Genomic DNA, 19,994 nt, shown 5'->3' on the forward strand with positions numbered 1-19,994 from the left:
TCCTTCACTCGCGGCACAAATAAAAGCGAACCGCGATGTTGGAGTAAATACCAAAAGCATTCATCAGGGTCATCGAGGAGACATTTCTCAGAAGTTAAATGTTAAGACACTCTACGAGCTTGCAACAAAGCCGTGGCGTTCAACATGGCATCCTTGGTACTGACATCCAAGACTTGGATTTTTCGAAAACGTTCCGGTTCTTTGATCGCGACATCATGAGCAAAGATCACAAACTTCGCTTTCTCGATGTCTTTCTCGGTAATTCGGTTGATGACACCATTCGCCCCTTGGGTTTCGACTTTAATCTTAATGCCGAGTGCACAAGCCGCTTTTTCCAATGACTTCGCCGCTAAGAACGTATGTGCCACACCTGATGGACAAGATGTGACCGCCAAAACATCCGCCTCACCTTCGCCTTGAACGGAGCCATATACTTGAGAATGACCTGTATAACTCTCATCTTCGGTCACGGTTTTCTTTAGTGCAATCACGATCAACGCGGTGGTAACAGAGCCCGCAATCGTGCCGATGATGTAACCGATTTTTCCATCCACAACAGGGAGAACAATCCAACCGCCCCACGGTGCATGGTTCATTACGTGGAACATAAAGCCAATCACGTTACCGACGATGCCACCCGCCACAATAGCGGGTAGCACTCGTGCAGGGTCGCCAGCGGCAAAAGGAATCGCACCTTCGCTAATACCGATCATCCCCATAATACCTGCGGCTTTCCCTGCTTCGCGTTCATCTCGCTTGAATTTACTCGGCGCCAAAAACGTGGCTAGTGCCATACCCAATGGCGGCGTACAAATCGCAATACCGACCCCGCCCATCAACCATGGTTGCGTGTTCACTTGGGTTTGAGCAAACAACGTCGCCACTTTGTTGATTGGGCCGCCCATATCAAACGCGGTCATTGCCCCAAGCACGGTACCGAGCATTACTTTGCCTGAGCCCGCCATGCCCGTCAGCACCTCGTTCATGGTGGTCATTGCGCTGGCAATCGGAGCACCTATCACCCACATCACCGCACCGCAAGTAACAAACGTACCGACTAGCGGATAAATAAAAATCGAGCCAAGCGAACTCATGCTGTCTGGTAGCTGAATTTTCTTTAATAGCCAAACGACAAGGCCAGCAAAAAAGCCGACTACAATCGCACCTAAAAAACCCGTATTATAATGACTGACCGCAATCCAAGATCCAATCATACCCGGCGCAAGGCCCGGCTTGTCGGCAATGGAATAAGCAATGTAACCGCCAAGCACGGCAGTAAACAATGTCAGGCCAGCAATCCCCATTTGGGCAATATCGGCCAGAATGCCCTCTTGTGGTACACCACCGTGACCAGAGATCATCACCGACAACGACAACAGCACACCGCCCGCAACGATAAACGGGATCATGTGGGATGTGCCAAACAGCAAGTGCTCTTTAATGCGGCCAAGTTTTTGCGCCCAAGGGCTCAAGGGTTCTGATGCAAATTCTAAAGAAGTTGGGAGAAATTCATTGGATTGGGTTTGAATATCAGTCAGCATCTCAAGCGCTTCTTCTCGCGATTGAGCCAACTTGAGCTTTTCAACAAAGCCGTCTTCGATAATTTTGGTGGAAATTTGTGCCAATACTTCAATGTGATGATGATCATCACCATCTGGAGACGCCAGCATGAAAAACACATCGGACAGCTCGCCATCTTCGGCGCCATAATCAATCCCATTACGGCTGATCCCGACCGCGACAGCCGGTTTCGCTACAGCATCACTTTTGGCATGAGGGATCGCAATACCATCATCAAATCCTGTGTTACCGATCTCTTCTCGTTTCCAAATATCTGCCAAGAACTGGCTTTGACTATTGAGCTTGCCGGCGGCCTCTAACATCTCGACCAGCTCTTTGAGCGCTTCATCTTTGGTTTGAGCTTTTAGATCTAAACATATCGTTTCCAGCTCAATTAGGTTTGTGATGTCCATTGTTTTACCTTCCAATATTCACGCTCGAATATATACCCAAGTGAGTTTGAGATACAGGATCCCCTGGCTCGTATGCGTTCCTACTCATTTTATTTGGGCATAGATTAACCAGTGCCTACCCTTTGATATATAGGACTAAAAGTGCATTAACTGGATTAATGTAACATGAGATTCAAACTGTGATAGAGCTCTTGCGTTAATCCAGCTCAAATCAATTCAATCTGCGGTGGCTGTGCTAATATCCACAAAAAATAAAATGGATAGAACATGAAAATCGTAGCGGTGACAGCATGCCCTACAGGCATCGCTCATACTTATATGGCGGCAGATGCACTAATGAAAGCTGCGCCAAAACATAACGTGCAAATTAAAGTAGAAACGCAAGGTGCGATGGGGATAGAGAATCAGCTCACTCCGCACGATATCGCTCAAGCGGATCGGGTTTTGATCGTGTCGGATATTGAGATAGAACAACCTGGCCGATTCGAAGGGACGCGCAAAATTCAAATCCCCATTGAAGAGGTTTTGCTGAACGTCGACAAAGTATTCCTCGTCCACTGCCGCGACTAAATTTGCAGATGAACGAATACCAAATCACCTTTTTCGTCGATAATGCAAATGCCAGTGCGCACCTTGCTCAGCCACTCAATCGAGTGGCAAAGAAGTTCAAAAGTACCTTACATATCATTAATGTAACGCAAAATCGTGTTGCGGAACTCACCAAGTCCGTGGCGATTTTGCAAGCAGGTCTACAACAAGGTGATTTGTGTCAAATCACAGCGATTGGCATTGACGCAGAGCTGGCCTGCTTCGTCATCAAAGACATGATTGCTGAACACTTTACGGTGGTGGGATCTCATATCAACTATGAGTTTTCTAGCCAACTGGCCGAGCGTTTACCGCAAATTTGCCCACCTTGTGAAATCAAATGGCACTACGCCAAAGCACATACCGAGCTCACCAAGTTTGAATGCCTTAAAGGATTAGCTCAGCTTATCCACCCCATTCATCCCGACGAACTGATTCTTGCTTTTATTAAACGCGAAGAACGTTCATCAACTTGCGTGACTCCGGGGATCGCTCTGCCGCATGTGATGTTTTCAGGTGTTGACCATATTTCCATTGCCGTTATTGCAAATGAAAAATCGATGGATTGGGCTTCGAAGATGGGGGATGTTCATCTGGCTATAGCACTGGTGATGCCAGAAAATCCGACCCGAGAACAGATCATTGCGGCCACTAACCTCACACGAAATCTGCTTACCGATCAAATGGCGGAACGCCTACTACTAACAAAAAGCAGCGTCGACTTACAAGCGCTGCTGATGTACGCCATGTCGAGGCTGCTCGCCTAAACTTCTCTATGATTTACGCACTCTTACTGAAGGTTTAAATCGAACCACGATATTCCGTCGGCGTTCTGCCTGTACGGTTCTTAAATACTCGGCAGAAATAGTTCACGTCTTTAAATCCACAGCGCACTGATACGTCATTGAGTTTGAAGTTGTATTTCTTGAGCATAAACTTCGCGCGATCCACACGTACCCAAGTAATGTAGTCAGCCAAAGTCATGTGCCCCTGCTGACGGAACAAGCGCGACAAATGGTTCGAGGAAATACTGAATCTCGACGCAATGCTGTCGCGCGTGATTGGGCGATGGAAGTTCTCTTGAATGTAGATACAAATCCCTTGATAGAGATCTTGCACACGGCTATGTGACTGCTGCTCGACTGGTGCATCCAACATCGTCTTCGCGTATTGCAGTAATGCTTGCAGTAAAAGCTCATCCATTGGTTTTTTAGTATTCTCACGAGCCAGTGAGCTCAACGCTTCTAAGATGTTATCTATCGCAAATCCTGAGCGTGTTTGGATGCTATGCTTTTGAATATCGTAAAAGTTTGCCTCACCTTTGCGTTTGCTCACCAAACTCAACCCAAGTTGTCGACGCCCAAACAAAATACTTAACACTGAGCAATCGGTATCCCAGTCTGGTTTATTCCAACAGTTAGGTGGAATAAATATCGCGTCGCCTTTTTTAGCAACGATGTGCGTTACTTTTCGATCATGACTTTCCATTTCATTAATATATTCCCCATCCAGAACTAACTCTAGGCGAGGGAAATTAACTTGATAGCTAAATTCAGGCGGCGTATGAAAATCTCCTGCAAACCAAATATTATGAAATGGCTCTCTTTCATTTAATACAGCTGAAATTAAATCATGAAAAATCATTGTCTCACACTCTATATATGCATCAATGATGCTATTTACTATAGATATACACCGGACTGGACTTTTGTGCTATTGAGCAAAATCACACTTCCATTTTAATGTTACAAAAATCCAGTTAACGCATCAAATCTCCAGTAACAAAAACTCTATCAACAACACTCAATCCCTTTTCAAGTGGGAGCGAGGCCACATTTCACTTATCGTTTAGCTTCTTATCCATCATGTCACAGATATGCAGCTAGATTTGTCCAGTGAACGATCTAAATCACACTATAGTTAGTCGGTTACAATCCTCCAGTAAATGCATTTTTTCTTCACTACAGTCTTTTTCTCACTAATTTAAAAATATCCCTGAAATAAAAATTATATTTATAGGGGTTCTACAATGATCACCAAACTAATAAATGAAGACTTAATTAAGCTTGATCTTAAAGCGTCTTCAAAAGAAGACGTATTTAAAGAACTGGTTGCCGTTCTTCATGCCCAAGGTCGTATTTCTGACCAAACACAATTTCTTGCAGATATAAAAGCACGTGAAGAATTAGGAAATACTGGATTTGAAGATGGCGTGGCAATTCCACACGCGAAAAGCGCCGCTGTGATTGAACCAGCGGTTGTGATCGGCGTAAGCAAATCAGGTATCGAATACGGCGCGGAAGACGGCTTGCCTTCAAAACTGTTCTTCATGATAGCTTCTCCAGACGGTGGCGATAACCACCATATCGAAGTACTTGCAGAACTGTCTTCAAAATTGATTGAAGATGGTTTCATCGATGCGTTCTTAGGCGCAACAAACAGCCACGACGCACTGGCACTCCTTCTTGCTAAAGAAGAACCGCAACCAGTGACAGATGCTCCAGCAAACCAAGGTTTCATCATTGGTGTTACTGGTTGTCCTGCTGGCGTTGCCCACACGTACCTAGCGGCGGAAGCGCTAGAGAAAGGTGCAGCGGCGATGGGTTACGAAATCAAGGTTGAAACGAACGGTTCAATCGGTGTGAAGAACAGCCCAACCGCAGAAGAAATCGAGCGTGCAGATGCCATCATCGTCGCCTGTGACAAACAAGTCGACATGAACCGCTTCGCGGGCAAACGCGTGGTTAAAACCAACGTAAAAGCCCCAATCCGCGATGCTCAAGGACTGATTAGTGAAGCGTTAAACGCACCGACGTACCAAGCTGAGTCCAATGGCAATACGCAAGCGTCAGTTGCAAACAAAGCTTCTCAAGCCCGTTCTGACTTATATCGCTACTTGATGAACGGCGTATCACACATGATCCCCTTCGTCGTAACGGGGGGTCTGTTGATTGCACTTGCTCTTGCAATCGGCGGTCAGCCAAGTGAAGCCGGCATGGCCATCCCTGAAGGCAGCATGTGGAACCAAATCCTCAACGTCGGTGTGGTTGCCTTTACGCTGATGATCCCAATTCTAGCGGGTTACATTGCTTACGCGATTGCTGACCGCCCTGCTCTAACTCCTGGCTTGATCGGTGGTTGGATTGCAAACAACGGTTCTTTCTACGGCGCAGACGCAGGTACAGGCTTTATCGGTGCCATCATCGCAGGCCTGCTTGTGGGTTACTTCGTGAAGTGGATTACGTCTATTAACTACCACAAGTTTATTCAACCTTTGGTGCCAATCATGATTGCGCCAATCACAGGTTCGTTGTTCATCGCAGGTCTTTTCATCTTCGTTATCGGCGCGCCAATCGCAAGCCTAATGGACGGTCTGACTGCGCTACTAACGAGCATGAGTACAGGTAACGTCGTTCTACTGGGTATCGTACTTGGAGGTATGGCTGGCTTCGATATGGGTGGTCCATTCAACAAGGTCGCATTCCTATTCTCTGTGGGCATGATTGCGAGCGGTCAAACTCAATTTATGGGTGCGATGGCGTGTGCAATCCCTGTTGCACCTTTAGGCATGGCACTGGCAACGGCGCTTGGTCGTAAGTTCGACCTGTTCGAAGAATCAGAAACCGAAGCGGGTAAAGCCGCAGGCGCAATGGGTCTGGTGGGTATCTCTGAAGGTGCGATTCCGTTCGCAGCGCAAGATCCAATGTCAGTGATTCCTGCAAACGTACTTGGATCAATGGTGGCGGCAGTAATGGCGTTCTCATTCGGCATCACCAACAGCGTTGCTCACGGTGGTCCCGTGGTCGCTCTGCTTGGCGCGATGAACCACCCAGTCCTTGCTCTGATTTGTATGGCAGCTGGCGCAACGGTTACCGCAGTAACGTGTGTAACGTTGAAGAAAGTGCGTAAAGCAAAAATGATGCAAGCAGCCGCTTAATCATTCCCTTCCCCCAAATGGCTCCTATGGCTTGGGCAATGTCGCCTAAGCCATGATTTTCTCGCACGGTGACACTCTATGTCTGATTTAACGATGTCCGATACACAAACGATTCAAACTCAAGCTAAGCATCCGATGTTTTTCCTGATGAACAACGTGATTCAAAACTACGCTTGGGGCAGTACTACTTCTGTTAACCAACTGTTTGGCATTGAAAACCCAACGGGCGAACCACAAGCCGAAGTATGGATGGGCGCGCATCCAAACGGTTGCTCATTGGTGATGATAAACGGTAAGGAGATCAAACTCTCTTCACTGATTGCTCAAAACATGAATGCTTTTCTGAGTGAAGAAGTCGTAAACCGTTTTGGTGAACTTCCATACCTGTTTAAAGTGCTTGCCGCTGAGAAAGCGCTGTCGATTCAGGTGCACCCAAACAAGCAACAAGCAGAACTGGGTTTTGCACTGGAAGAAAAACAAGGCATTCCCCTAACCGCTGCAAACCGTAACTACAAAGATCCAAACCACAAACCAGAATTGGTTTACGCGCTAACCGAATACCAAGCGATGAATGGCTTCCGCCCAACCAGTGAAATCATCAGCTTCTTCTCTGAGTTGGCGATTCCTGAGCTGCAAGGCTTGGTGGATGACCTTATCGACAATCAAACTTCCAAAGGCTTGGCGAGCTTCTTCTCCGGTCTATTGTCACTGGAAGGCGAACAGAAAGAGATGGCGTTGACGGTGCTATTGGCACAAGCTCGCATCACCGACTTACCTCTGTTCAACCTGGTCTTGGAGTTAGAAGCGCAATACCCGGGCGACATTGGTTTGTTTGCGCCCTTGCTACTCAACGTCATCACGCTGAAACCAGGCGAAGCGATGTTCTTGGATGCAGAAACGCCACACGCGTACTTGAAAGGTACGGGGCTTGAGATCATGGCGAACTCAGACAACGTGCTACGTGCCGGTTTAACGCCGAAGTATATGGATATAAAAGAACTCGTTGCATGCACACGCTTCGAAGAAAAACCATTCGATACACTACTGCTTGAACCAATCGAAAACGATGACATGTTGGAATACCCAATTCCCGTCGACGATTTCAAATTCGCGATTGTAAAACAAGCCAACCAACGAATGCTTGATGTAAGAACCGCAGAAATCCTGTTGCCGCTAGATTCCCCGCTCGTGATTACACATGCAAATGGTGAGACGTGCGCAGTAGACAAAGGCCAGTCTGTTTTCATCCCAGCTTACGCCAAACAATATACCTTGAATTGCAAAGGTCGTGTGGCGCGGGCTTATAGTTAATATCGCTGATTAAGTTTGCATGTCGTTACTGCCAATAAGCAAAAAAGAGCAGAGAAACGTCTCTGCTCTTTTACTTAATATGCGCTTTTCCCGATAAATTCACGCAATAATCAAATTGTCTAGAAAGGTTTACTGCTTAGCGTGGAACATCGCTTGTCCACTTTTATCTTTATTCGACCAAAAGTTAATATTGAACTGTGCATCATCGCTTATTTCAATACGATGCCAATACTGTGGCGGGCTTGTCGCGAACTGACCTGCGTTGATCACGATGACCATTTCAGGCTCTGTCGCGAATTCATCTGCAAAACCATAATAGGTGACTTGCCCCTCCATTACACATAACTGCCCAAACACGCCTTCGGCTGTGTTGTGATGAGTTAGAAGAGCTGGAGGCACACTGCCTTTGGTAAAAAATGGCGTCGAACGTTGAACCTTCCAGTCTTTCGGAATACGAAGATGTGACATGGTTATACCCTCTTTGAATATAAAATTGTGCTTCTTGAAGCGAGTTACGATTGCGCGACTTGAGACAGTTCACGCAGTAACGGAAAAGCCTGAGCCACTTGCTCGCCCGTAACAACAAACCCTGTCAATATGCTTTGTTCATTTTCAGCTTTTGCCACGATGCCAGATTGAGAAATCTGCACATTCCAATTCGCGACAGCACTGAAGTCCCCGGCAAGCTGAATTGGGTAACTCGGCGTTTTGACTTTTACCATCATTGGCGGCAACTTCAATTGCGCTTCCTGCCCAAGCAACTGCTTACCTAAAACATTAGCGCTCAACACGATTGGCTGAAGGTATGGAAGCATACGCCCTTGTATCTCGGCGCAATCGCCCAGAGCGAATACATTATTCGCAGAAGTCTGCAGCTTAGCGTCGACAGCAATGCCTTTCCCAACCTCTAATCCACAAGCATTCGCTAATTGAGTGTTTGAACGTAAGCCAGCGGCAGAAATCACTACATCAGTCTCGATCACTTCACCGCTGTTCAAAGTCGCCACCAACGAATCGGCGGTACGATTCACCTCAACAACCCCATTTCCCAACGCCAGTTGAATGCCTTGCTGCTTAAGTTGGCTTTCCAGAGGCAACGCCACAAACTCAGGAATAAGATTGGCAAGCAAGCGTTGGTTTGATTCAACCACCGTAACGGCTTTACCGCTACTCGCAATATCCATTGCAATCTCAACGCCAATCAAACCACCACCGATAACCATTACGCGCCTTGCTTGACTGATTCTCTCTTCTGCGAGCTGATACTCTTGTAACGAATTGAGCGTTAGGACATCGCCAGAAGCATCACCTCGCATTGGAGGAACAAAGGCTTTCGCGCCCGTTGCAAAAATCAGTTTGGAGTACGCATAAACTTGTCCATCTGCTACCACTTGTTGGGCTTGCGTATCCACACTATCAATTTTAGTGTGGGTTAATAACTCGATATGATGCTCTTGAGCAAACGCTTCTCCCGTTTTTACCACCAGATCCCTCGCGGTCTGTTTTCTACTGAACACATGGCTCAAATCGGGCTTGTTATACTCCGCACCGTCATCAGCGGTGAATACTTGAATTGACACCTGTGCATCCATTCGACGCACAGTTTTAACCAGTTGATAGGCAGCAAAGCCACTGCCTATGATTACAATTGGTGCTTGCATCACAGCTCCTTAACCCTTGAACTCAACAAATACATCTTTACCCAAGTGACACTCAGGGCAAAGGAAGTAATCCGGAACGTCTGACCACACGGTGCCTGGTTCAATTCCTTGATTAGGCTCACCCTGAGCAGGGTCATACACCCAGTTACAAACGGTGCAAATCATGCATTGGCAATCTGATGGATGTGCCTCTGAGCTTGGATTAATAAGCTCCCTTTCGACCACTGCTTGCGTTTCTACTTGTACAACGGGCTGCGATTGAACTTGCGGTGCAGACGCAGCCATCATCGGAGACGCAACAGGGCTTGTTAGTGAATGTTTCGCCCACAATTTCGCGATGCTCTTGCCATGTTCACGACACTCACGCATCGCTTTACCATCTGGTCGCCATTTAGTTTTCAGGCTGACTGCCGTTTCAAAACCCGCGTCGGTCAACCGTGCGTGGATACGGTCTACCGCACCACCATTCCAGCCATAACTACCAAAGGCAGCGGCTTTCTTGGCTTTAAAACGAAGACCTGTGATCTCCTCCAGCATGCCAGCAATCTTCGGCATCATGACGTTATTCATGGTAGACGAACCAACCAAGATGCCTTTTGAGCGGAACACATTGGCGAGAATTTCATTCTTATCGTGCTTAGACACATTGAAGACTTTAACCGCGACACCCGGGTCGACATCGTGAATGCCCTGTGCAATCGCGTCCGCCATCATTCGGGTATTGTTCGACATAGAATCGTAGAAGATGGTAATACGATCTTCTTGGTAGTTATCCGCCCACTCTAGATACTGTTCGATGATTTGGACTGGGTTATCGCGCCACACAATACCGTGTGAAGTTGCAATCATGTCGACAGGCAAGTTGAAGCTCAGTACTTCTTTGATTTTGGCTGTTACCAAGCTGCTGAACGGCGTTAGAATGTTTGAGTAGTAACGCAAACACTGTTCCATCAGCTCATTTTGATCCACTTCATCATTGAATAAGCGTTCATCGCAGTAGTGCTGACCAAATGCGTCGTTACTGAATAACACTGCATCGCCAGTTAGGTATGTCATCATGCTGTCTGGCCAATGCAGCATTGGCGCTTCCACAAACACCAATTGCTTACCGTTACCAATATCGATGCTGTCACCCGTTTTTACCGTTTTAAAGTTCCATTCGGGATGATGGTGATGGCCAACAATCGAATCAATCGCCGCTTCCGTACAGTAAATTGGCGTGTTCGGAATCTTCTCCATCAATGCCGACAATGCGCCCGAGTGATCTTCTTCTGCATGGTTCACGACGATAAAATCGATCGTCTTAAGATCGATTTCCATTTCTAGGTTCTGGATAAATTGCTGGCTGAATCGATGATCGACCGTATCGATCAGCACCGTTTTTTCTTCACGAATTAGATAACTGTTGTAACTGGTGCCTTTTGTCATTTTGTATTCTGTACCGTGGAAGTCTTGAACTTCCCAATCGCGTTGACCTACCCAGTGGATGTTGTTTTTTACGTGAATTGTCATGATTACTACCTTGAATGACGAAATAAACAAAAATAATTTCTTCTTGTATTGCACTGGGCATGCCAACTTTTAATTGCTATATATTTCAATAATTTAATTAAAATACAACTTGAACAACTGTCATTTAGACACGGTTGAAAATTGTCATTAAGACACTACAATAGTCATATTGACACAATTGGTATTGGCTATGACTTCTTTAATCGCGCAATGGCTACACATCACGCAAGACCTAAATTCAGCGCTCACTCGGCAAGCTCGATTTGATACCTTATTAACAACGATTCGCGAGATATTAAAATGTGATGCTTCTGCTCTTCTTTTGTATGAAGATCAGCACTTTAAGCCGCTGGCTATCAATGGCTTAGCAAAGGAAGTATTGGGACGCCGTTTTTCTATAAACCAACACCCGAGATTGGAAGCCATTGCACGCGCTGGCGATATCGTACGGTTTCCATCGAATAGCGACTTACCCGATCCCTATGACGGGTTAATTCCGAACCACGACGACAAGCTGCACGTCCATTCATGTATTGGTCTCCCTTTGCTGATCGACGATCAATTGATTGGCGCGATCACTATTGATGCCTTCGACCCGAACCAGTTCGATGGTTTACTCAATCAAGAACTACGCTTTGTCAGTGCGTTAGCCGCGGGTGGCTTGCACACTGCGCTACTACTGGAGCAGTTAGAAACACAAGCAAGCTTGCCACGTGAGTCTTACACTGAGAAACGCACGCTAAGCAACGAAATCATTGGCAAATCTGCTGGGATGAAAGCACTTCAAGAGCAAATCGATGCGGTGGCAGATACCGAGCTATCGGTGTTGGTAATGGGTGAAACAGGGGTTGGTAAAGAGCTCGTCGCAAACGCAATTCATCATCGCTCTCACCGAGCCAATAATACCTTGGTGTACTTAAACTGTGCCGCGTTACCTGAGTCTGTCGCAGAGAGTGAACTTTTTGGTCATATCAAAGGTGCTTTTACTGGTGCTATCAGTAATCGGAAAGGTAAGTTCGAGCAAGCCGACGGCGGCACACTATTCTTGGATGAAGTTGGCGAACTTTCTCTGGAGTTACAAGCCAAGCTACTTCGCGCATTGCAATATGGCGATATCCAGCGTGTTGGGGATGACCGACATATTCGAGTCAACACACGCATTGTGGCGGCAACGAACCGTGTTCTGCATGAAGAAGTAAAAGCTGGCCGTTTCAGAGCAGATTTGTACCACCGTTTGAGTGTATTCCCTCTTCATGTTCTCCCACTTCGTGAACGTGAAGACGATGTCGTGCTACTGGCTGGTTTCTTTGCAGAGCAACTACGCAGCAAGTTGGGGCTGAACAGTGTTCGACTCTCTCCCACTCTAGTTCAAGCACTTAAAGATTACTCTTGGCCGGGCAACGTGCGTGAACTGGAACACGTCATCAAACGAGCGGGCGTGCTTGCCAAAGCTAGAACTCAATCGCTGGATATCGAATTGGTGGAACAAGATTTCGATATCAAAGCGTCGAACAATCAGCCCACCACTGAAGAGTCAGGTATACCTAGCTCTTCATTTGAACTGTCAGACGCTGGTTTAAAGCAAGCCACTGACACCTTCCAAAAAGCCATGATTGTAAAAGCACTAGAGCAGAATCAAGGAAACTGGGCTGCAACAGCACGTCAGTTAGAACTCGATAATGGTAATTTACATCGCTTAGCCAAACGGCTAGGTATAAAGTAAAAAAGGATACGGACGGTTTGAATTCCGCAAGAAAATCTATCTCGCTTATGTCAAAATGCACCATCACAATCGAAAAGTCTGTAATGTAATGAACTACCAAGCTGCTATTTTTGATATGGATGGTTTGCTCCTTGATACTGAGCGCGTCTGTATGCGTATTTTCCAAGAAGCATGTGAAGTCCAAAACCTTCCGTTTTATGAAGATGTTTACCTGTCGATCATTGGTCGTAATGCGGCAGGTATTGAAGCAATTTTCCGCAAAGCCTACGGTGAGAACCTAGACCGCCTGCATCATGAATGGCGTACTCGTTACAATGCTGTCGTCAAACACCAAGCCATCCCAGTGAAAAATGGTGTTGTTGAGCTGCTAGAATGGCTGAAAGCACAAGGCTTACCAATCGCAGTAGCGACTTCTACGGCAAAAGAGGTGGCGAAAATCAAACTGGAATTAGCGGGTTTGAGTAAGTACTTCGACAACCTCACCACAGGCTGCGAGGTAAACCACGGTAAACCCGATCCAGAAATCTATTTGTTGGCAGCGAATCGTCTGGATGTAGAACCAAGCCAATGTTTGGCCTTTGAAGATTCCAATAACGGTGTTCGCGCAGCGGTGGCAGCGAATATGGTTACTTATCAGATTCCGGATTTAGTTGAACCTTGCGAAGAGGTAAAACAATTTGGTCATTCCATCGTGCCGTCATTACATGAAGCGTTAGATGCGTTGAAGCAAAATCGCTAAACGTCAACTGCCGCTCTAACTGTTAAAGCTCAGCAATTTGGCTGAGCTTTTTTATGCTTGAGCCTCTCCTCTCACCTTCTCTAATCTACTTCTAATAAATGCCAAGATACTGCTCCAAAGGCTTAATAAGATAGACCTTATCTCTGTACGGGGCGTGTTCCTTTCTTTTTTGATTTACCTCACGCCATCGCATGAAATAGGGCCTATGAGTGATCAAATAGTGGAACTAACCAGTACAACTTTGCAACAAAACGTCAATATACCGCTTGAAGCACGTTTTTCGAGTGAAAATTGGCTGATAATGAGAACTATTGGATGAGATTAATCCAAGTCAGCCCAAAATATAAAATGGAGAGTGTTATATGTCTTTACGTTTATTAGCAGCAACCTTCGCATTAGTAGGAATGAGCTTTGGTGCCCAAGCCAGTGCCGAGTGTGAAGTGTCCCTAGATGCTAACGATATGATGCAGTTTTCTACTAAAACACTGAGCGTTCCAGCCACTTGTAAAGAAGTAAAACTGACGCTAAACCACACAGGTAAAATGCCTGCACAATCAATGGGTCACAACGTCGTTATCGCAGATACCGCTAATCTACAAGCAGTAGGTACGGACGGCATGGCAGCAGGTGCAGAAAACAATTACGTGAAGCCAAATGACGACCGTGTATACGCTCACACAAAAGTGATTGGCGGCGGTGAAAGCACCAGCATTACTTTCAGCACTGAAAAAATGAAAGCTGGCGGCGACTACTCATTCTTCTGCTCGTTCCCTGGTCACTGGGCGATCATGCAGGGTAAATTTGAGTTCAAATAAGAGCTAACTAAGTCAAAACAAGACTCACTATAGGGAAGCCATCGCTTCCCTTTTTATTGCACGTTAGTTAAGCACGTCGATGGATAATCTCATCCAAAGGTACAGGCCTTGCTAAGTAAAATCCTTGAACTTTATCAACCCCACTTGACCGCACAAAGTCATAGTCAGACTGCGTTTCCACCCCTTCCGCTACGACCTCGCAATTTGCAATATGTCCTAACTTAGCAACCAATCGATACAGTTGACGTCCACGATGATCGTTAGCGTCCAATAGCAGCGATCTGTCTAGCTTAATCTTGTTAAATGGATACTTGAACAAATGAGGAAACGATGCGTAGCCCGTACCAAAATCATCCATTGTGATACGAACTCCCATACTCTGTAGAGCTTTCATGGTGTTAGTTAAAGAAACTTCATTGTCTAATACGGCTTCTTCAGTAATTTCAATTTCAAGCCATTCAGCCGGGATTCCAAAATAGACCAACCTGCCTTGTAAATGCTGAACAAAATCCACTTGTTGAATGGTAGCAACAGAAACATTAATGGCCACTCTTCGCTGATCAGATAATCCCATTTCCTTCATATCCGACAACACCTTTTCGAGAACTAGTTTATCGAGCAGTGGCATAGCATCTAACCGGTGAAAATCTTCAATAAACGTTGGTGAAAGTAAGTTTCCATCTTCATCTTTATATCGAATAAGCGCTTCGTAAGAATACTGTTCCGCATCCTTTGTTGAATGCTGCTTTTGATAAAACATCACCAACTCGCCTTCACGAAGAATGGAAGTTAAACGCTTCTGCGCGGATGACTTGCTGATACTCGATGTGTTCGCATCTTTCACACTACTGAGTAGTGATTTAAATAGGGATTGTTCTAAACCATTGTAAGTATTACTTACACCAAGCTGCCCCACATATTTGCCTGCATAGGCTAGATAAAAAGGTCGATAAATTAGTACACCAATCGCAATCACCACCAGTTGAAGTATCGCCCCCTGGACCTGATGCCCCATTGCAACATAACCACTCAACAGAGGCGGTGTCATCCAGTTCACAATATTTTCAACAGGCGCAATTAAGCCGGAAGCAATTGCGCAGTAGGTGATGATAAAACTTACCAGCGGCACTAATACAAATGGGACGACCAGAATAGGATTAAAGATGATAGGCAACCCAAATAGCAGCACTTCATTGATGTTGAACATCACCAATGGTGCTGCCGCTAACGCCAGTAAAATATGATTGCGCTCTTTAGCGAACAATAACAGACACAGGAGTAAACTGATGCTATTCCCTGACCCGCCCATGGATAAAAATGCGTCGTAAAAACCTTGGCTAATGACGTTAAGCGACGCTTCGCCTGTTTGCCAAGCAGCCATGTTGGCTTCGGTCGCAGCGTATATTTGCTGCTTGATAGCAAACAACATGTTGTGACCATTAATGCCCGCCGCTCCTAATAAGCTCAAGATGGATTGATAAAATAATCCTCCTGTGAACGTCAGCGGATCAAAGTTAAGTCCAGCCACTGTTGTAGTAAAAGCATCCATCACCGCTGCGGTGACATGAGATAAGCTAACCGCAAATAAAACGAATACGAAAAAATGTAAGACATCTTTAAAAAGACGAGAAGAGAAGTCCATTGCTTGAGGATCAAGCAGCTCAATTCGGAAACTTTTACAATAAACGTATGACACCGTTGCACTAAAGAGTGCTAATAACGGGTTATTCGGCAACATGTAATTACTAGAAAGGCTGTCATTCTCTATTGAAATTAAATAGAACATGACCAACGAATAAATGATGATAATCGCGCTCGACACGTTCACTTTGTGCGATAAATAGTAACCAGCCACAATGCAAAACGCTGTGGGATATAAGTTGATTAAAATATCAGAAAGATGGAACAATAACTGAGAAACCTCTGACACCCCTAGGATTCTAGAAGCGTGACCAAGAAAGATGGCAAGTGCGTTAGATAGCGTCAGCGGTAACAGCAATAAGGCAATAGATGCGAGATCAGTAAGATAAGATTTAGATCCAAGTCGCCATTTATCTGTAAATACCGTTAGACGATGAAAGGGATCAAATACGCGTTCACGACGAGTGTGCATGGTGAGTTCTTATATTAAGTAATAATCATCGGCTGCGAAATAGGCAGCCGTAAATGCAACGGCCAGACTCAGTAACGTATTATTTGGTGGATAATTTTTAGTGTTTCTATTGGCTAAAACAATAGTTTGAATTGCCAGTCACAGCGCAAAGATGTCGCAAGTGCAATTTAACGATTATATAGCCCTTGATCCAATGAGATTATTATCCTTAACGATAAAAGCCATACCAAGCATCTCGATATGGCTATCGTTAAAACTGATGTATATACCCTAATGACTTCAAGAAGGAGGCTTCGGTGACACGCCCTTGACGGGCTAGTTGATTTGGCTCACATACACTGTGAACGATTTTTGATTTAGCACGAGTAGAACTTCAAGTCGTTGTCTCGTCTGTAAAACAAATCATTCAATCCCGTGTAGCTCTTTCCAGTTTCCTGGATGAACCACATAGCCGAACAGGGCATACCCACCATAAACCAATTCGGTTCCTTCCGGGATCCACAGCATTTGACCTGGGTGCACAAAATGTGTCTCACCATTTGCGGTCAGCTCGAAACAGCCTTCAATCACAAAAACAACTTCATCATAAAGCACTGTCCAAGCCACTTGAGCGCCTTCCCATTTAGCAAAGCCTACGCCAATGTTTGGTGAAATTTCTGGGCTTAACGCTCGGGCTACGTACGCCATTCCCGGCGTATCACCACGAACATTAAAATCTAGGTTTTTACTATCAACGAGTTTGACTTGCTTCATAATTCACTCCGGCTTTGCCATTTTGCTAATTGGATACGCGTTTTTACTCCCATGCCTAAAAAAGGCTCTGGCGGATTCAAACAAGGCATTCCTGTCACTTGCTGTATGTCATCCAATGATTTAGATGTCGCACCAACGACATAGTCAGCTAACAGCGTTCCAGAAATGGTTCCCCACGCAGCGCCAACACCATTGTCACAAGCGCTGGCATAAACACCTTCATCTAATTGACCAAAAAAGTTAGTAAAGTTACGAGAGATGGCATACACCCCACCCCATGTGTGAGTAAATGGTACGTCGGCCAGCTCTGGGTAACGCGCCAAAAAGACTTGACGATGATCGTCTCGGATTTGATCTCTGACTTTATCGTTCATGCTTGAGCCATACTTCGGCACGTGTTTGTAAGTATTTCGGATCAAAATACGTCGATCGGCGGTCATACGTAACGTCGTTCCCGCATGATCTGCTGGAGTTAAACCCCAATTCAGCTCACCTCCGTATCGTTGCATTTCTGCGTCGGTCAATGGACGCGTCCAGCTTGCAAACGTCATCACTGGCAGTAACCTGTTTTTAAGGTAACCAAACTCACGAGTAAAAATGCTGGTGCCAAGTAACAGTTCAGTGGTTTCAACAGAACCACTATCTCCATGTAATACCCAGTAACCGTTTTCTTTACTGAGTTTGCGGATTGGCGAGTTTTCTAACACCTCGACATTCTCTGGAAGGCTTTCCCCTAGCCCACGCACCAGAGCAGCAGGTTGCATTAAATAACCACCTGGCGTGTAAATTGCGCGGCTGTAGTAATTTGTCCCTAAGACTTTCGCCAGCTCACTGCCATTAACATGGAAGTATGGTTCGCCAAGGTCTTTCATTAGGTGCTCAAAGTGATCGAGATACGCTTCACCGCGCGCCCCTACGGCTCCTTGATATTTGCCCTTTGCTGACCACTGACAAGAAATACTGTGCTTCGACACTAAAGTGTCTAGCTGAGCAATCGCAGAACGGTTGAGCGATAATAACTTTTGTTTGTGCTCAGGATCGGGATGCTCAAGTGAAAACTTATGAGGCAAATCGATCACAAAGCCCGAATTTCTCCCTGACGCCCCTTGGCCGATACGTTGCGCATCAATCAGTATAATTCGTGCGTTAGGCTGAAGCTCAGCTAAACGTCTTGCCATAGCTAGTCCAGCGAAACCGGCACCTAGCACGGCATAGTCAGCAGTTTTTTTACCTTTTAACGCTGGTTTTTCTGCAATACTTGGCAACGCATGGTACCAACCACATGTTGCATCATCATTGGGTAAATGAATCATCTTCTTTCTCCGTTACGCTGCTGAAAGTTTCAATGACAATTGATCTAACCAAGGACCACGTAATGACTGTACTTTTCTTCCTAGCAACGCAAAGCCAAGCATCGTTCCCTCAGGAGAATAAAACGCAGCGGTCAATTCATTTGCTTGGTTCTCGATGTACCATTGTCCCTGCTCTTCAGCGGCTGCCGGGAAAATAGTGAGTGGAAGAATCGGCGTTTTCACAATCACTGGTGTTGGCGTTAAAGAGATAGGCGTAATATCACCTAGCAAGCTTTTCGCCACGGAAGGAATCATTTGATTAATTGGCGCAATATACGGTTGCCAACCTTGCTCCGTTTCAACACAGTCGCCTAGCGAGTAAATATTCTCATCACTCGTCTGGCCGAATTGATTCACTTTAATGCCGCGGCCCACTTCTAGCCCTGCTTGCTCAGCCAGCGATACATTTGGCTTGAGTCCAACCGCGCTTAGCACTAGGTCTGCTTCAATTTTCTTGCCACTGTTTAGATGCAAAACCGCGCTTGATTCGGACCTTGGCTCGATTCTGGCGATACTGTCTTGTAGAGCCCATTGCACGCCTCGATCTGCAAGTGCACTTTGTAATGATTCACCCAACTGTTGCGGGATCAAACGCTCCATTGGCCATTGACCTAACCCGATAACTGTCACTTCATAACCGCTTTCGATCAGGTCATTCGCGAACTCACAGCCAATTAAGCCATCGCCGAGGATTGCGATGCGCTTTTTGTTCTGTAGCTGAATTCTGAAACGGCGGTAATCAACTAAGTCGTTCACACTCATAACACAAGAGCGATCTCCCTCAATTGGGATTTCAATCGGTGATGCACCTGTTGCCAGTACCAAGCGGCTATAGGCGTATTTGCCGATAGAGGTGTGTAGCGTTGAATTGGCACGATCGATATGCTCAACGCGGGTATGCGGGTAAACGCGGACATTTAGACGGCTTTCCCACTCCAACGCGCTTTCACTTTGTAGCGCGTCGCCGTCTTTATTCATGACCAGTGCATTAGACAAGGCAGGCTTGCTGTACAGTGCGCCATCATCAGCGGTAAAGAGAGTGATCGGAACCGTTTCAGATTGCGCTCTAAGTGCCGCTGCCAACTGGTAACCACTGTGGCCACTACCGATGATAACGATAGGGTCAGCTGAAAATATAGGCTGAGTGACTTCAGGTGGAAGTGGCTGAGCCGCATTTGGCTGAACAGACGATCCTACCGACACCGAAGACACTGCCGCGACCTCTTCTACTGGCGCATCATCGGTAATTTCGATCATTTCAAAATCGGCCTTACCCACTAAACAGTCAGGACATAACCAGTCATCCGGTACATCTTCCCATGCTGTTCCTGGTGCAATGCCATCGGATGGCCAACCTTGTGCTTCATCATAGATTAAGCCGCAAATAATACAGAGCCACTTTCTCATCACTTTTACTCCAACTACCTTGTTCAGAATTTCCGTGTTTACAAACCACTGTCAGATTTGTAGCGATTCCATCAACCTCGCTCTAGCTTGTGGTCTGAAATCCAAGCCGG

16 protein-coding genes and 1 pseudogene are annotated in these 19,994 nt (G+C 45.9%); 7 read left to right on the plus strand and 10 right to left on the minus strand.

The features are described 5' to 3' along the window. Positions 1-101: 101 nt before the first annotated feature. Positions 102-1,973, minus strand: a complete 1,872-nt coding sequence (locus NDJ01_RS16455; RefSeq protein WP_258586995.1) for a fructose-specific PTS transporter subunit EIIC — start codon at positions 1,971-1,973, stop codon at positions 102-104. Between the two features lie 267 nt (positions 1,974-2,240). Here NDJ01_RS16455 and NDJ01_RS16460 point away from each other — a divergent pair, with 267 nt between their 5' ends. Together NDJ01_RS16460 and NDJ01_RS16465 are read left to right on the plus strand one after the other, a co-directional pair. Beyond that, a complete protein-coding gene (locus NDJ01_RS16460) occupies positions 2,241-2,543 on the plus strand; it encodes a PTS fructose transporter subunit IIB (protein ID WP_005463048.1) in 303 nt (100 codons plus the stop codon). An 8-nt stretch (positions 2,544-2,551) separates the two neighbouring features. Next, entirely contained in the window at positions 2,552-3,328 is a 777-nt protein-coding gene (locus tag NDJ01_RS16465) for a PTS sugar transporter subunit IIA (RefSeq protein ID WP_021452121.1), read from the plus strand. A 34-nt stretch (positions 3,329-3,362) separates the two neighbouring features. Here the strand turns inward: NDJ01_RS16465 and NDJ01_RS16470 are convergent, their stop codons facing one another. Next, a complete protein-coding gene (locus tag NDJ01_RS16470) occupies positions 3,363-4,205 on the minus strand; it encodes a helix-turn-helix transcriptional regulator (RefSeq protein ID WP_006742228.1) in 843 nt (280 codons plus the stop codon). Between the two features lie 385 nt (positions 4,206-4,590). Here NDJ01_RS16470 and NDJ01_RS16475 point away from each other — a divergent pair, with 385 nt between their 5' ends. Both NDJ01_RS16475 and manA read left to right on the plus strand, forming a co-directional pair. Then, entirely contained in the window at positions 4,591-6,498 is a 1,908-nt protein-coding gene (locus tag NDJ01_RS16475) for a fructose-specific PTS transporter subunit EIIC (RefSeq protein ID WP_145472150.1), read from the plus strand. 78 nt (positions 6,499-6,576) lie between these two features. Further along, a complete protein-coding gene (gene manA / locus NDJ01_RS16480) occupies positions 6,577-7,809 on the plus strand; it encodes a mannose-6-phosphate isomerase, class I (RefSeq protein ID WP_145472151.1) in 1,233 nt (410 codons plus the stop codon). Between the two features lie 129 nt (positions 7,810-7,938). On the opposite strand, the gene NDJ01_RS16485 is transcribed toward manA, so the two are convergent. Genes NDJ01_RS16485 through norV form a run of 3 tightly spaced genes read right to left on the minus strand, consistent with a single transcriptional unit; the run spans position 7,939 to position 10,982 of the window. Next, positions 7,939-8,277, minus strand: a complete 339-nt coding sequence (locus NDJ01_RS16485) for a DUF1971 domain-containing protein (RefSeq protein ID WP_047008461.1) — start codon at positions 8,275-8,277, stop codon at positions 7,939-7,941. A 44-nt stretch (positions 8,278-8,321) separates the two neighbouring features. Continuing rightward, entirely contained in the window at positions 8,322-9,470 is a 1,149-nt protein-coding gene (norW, locus tag NDJ01_RS16490; protein WP_258586996.1) for an NADH:flavorubredoxin reductase NorW, read from the minus strand. Between the two features lie 9 nt (positions 9,471-9,479). Beyond that, the gene (gene norV / locus NDJ01_RS16495; RefSeq protein WP_258586997.1) at positions 9,480-10,982 is read right to left on the minus strand and encodes an anaerobic nitric oxide reductase flavorubredoxin; all 1,503 of its coding nucleotides are present in this window, start codon (positions 10,980-10,982) and stop codon (positions 9,480-9,482) included. A 190-nt stretch (positions 10,983-11,172) separates the two neighbouring features. On the opposite strand from norV, the gene norR reads away from it, so the two are divergent. From norR to azu, 3 genes are all read left to right on the plus strand, one after another. Beyond that, positions 11,173-12,705 (plus strand): nitric oxide reductase transcriptional regulator NorR, encoded by a 1,533-nt coding sequence (gene norR, locus NDJ01_RS16500; protein ID WP_258586998.1) that lies wholly within the window; start codon positions 11,173-11,175, stop codon positions 12,703-12,705. Between the two features lie 88 nt (positions 12,706-12,793). Continuing rightward, entirely contained in the window at positions 12,794-13,444 is a 651-nt protein-coding gene (locus tag NDJ01_RS16505; protein ID WP_005392456.1) for an HAD family phosphatase, read from the plus strand. A 362-nt stretch (positions 13,445-13,806) separates the two neighbouring features. Continuing rightward, positions 13,807-14,259, plus strand: a complete 453-nt coding sequence (azu, locus tag NDJ01_RS16510) for an azurin (protein WP_005392455.1) — start codon at positions 13,807-13,809, stop codon at positions 14,257-14,259. A 67-nt stretch (positions 14,260-14,326) separates the two neighbouring features. Here azu and NDJ01_RS16515 read toward each other — a convergent pair whose 3' ends face one another. From NDJ01_RS16515 to NDJ01_RS16535, 5 genes and pseudogenes are all read right to left on the minus strand, one after another. Beyond that, positions 14,327-16,372 (minus strand): EAL domain-containing protein, encoded by a 2,046-nt coding sequence (locus NDJ01_RS16515; protein ID WP_047008465.1) that lies wholly within the window; start codon positions 16,370-16,372, stop codon positions 14,327-14,329. Between the two features lie 402 nt (positions 16,373-16,774). Beyond that, positions 16,775-17,125, minus strand: a complete 351-nt coding sequence (locus NDJ01_RS16520) for an ethanolamine utilization protein EutQ (protein ID WP_258586999.1) — start codon at positions 17,123-17,125, stop codon at positions 16,775-16,777. Next, on the minus strand, positions 17,122-18,438 hold the full coding sequence (locus NDJ01_RS16525; protein WP_258587000.1) for an FAD-binding oxidoreductase: 1,317 nt from the start codon (positions 18,436-18,438) through the stop codon (positions 17,122-17,124). The genes NDJ01_RS16520 and NDJ01_RS16525 overlap by 4 nt, the downstream gene beginning before the upstream one ends. Before the next feature lie 12 nt (positions 18,439-18,450). Further along, a complete protein-coding gene (locus NDJ01_RS16530) occupies positions 18,451-19,734 on the minus strand; it encodes an NAD(P)/FAD-dependent oxidoreductase (protein WP_258587015.1) in 1,284 nt (427 codons plus the stop codon). Then, positions 19,723-19,884, minus strand: a pseudogene (locus NDJ01_RS16535) (rubredoxin); the annotation flags it as partial. The pseudogene NDJ01_RS16535 and the gene NDJ01_RS16530, both read right to left, overlap by 12 nt. Positions 19,885-19,994 lie beyond the last annotated feature (110 nt).

The sequence above is a fragment of the Vibrio sp. HS-50-1 genome, from assembly GCF_024747315.1.
Taxonomy (GTDB): Bacteria; Pseudomonadota; Gammaproteobacteria; order Enterobacterales; family Vibrionaceae; genus Vibrio; species Vibrio diabolicus.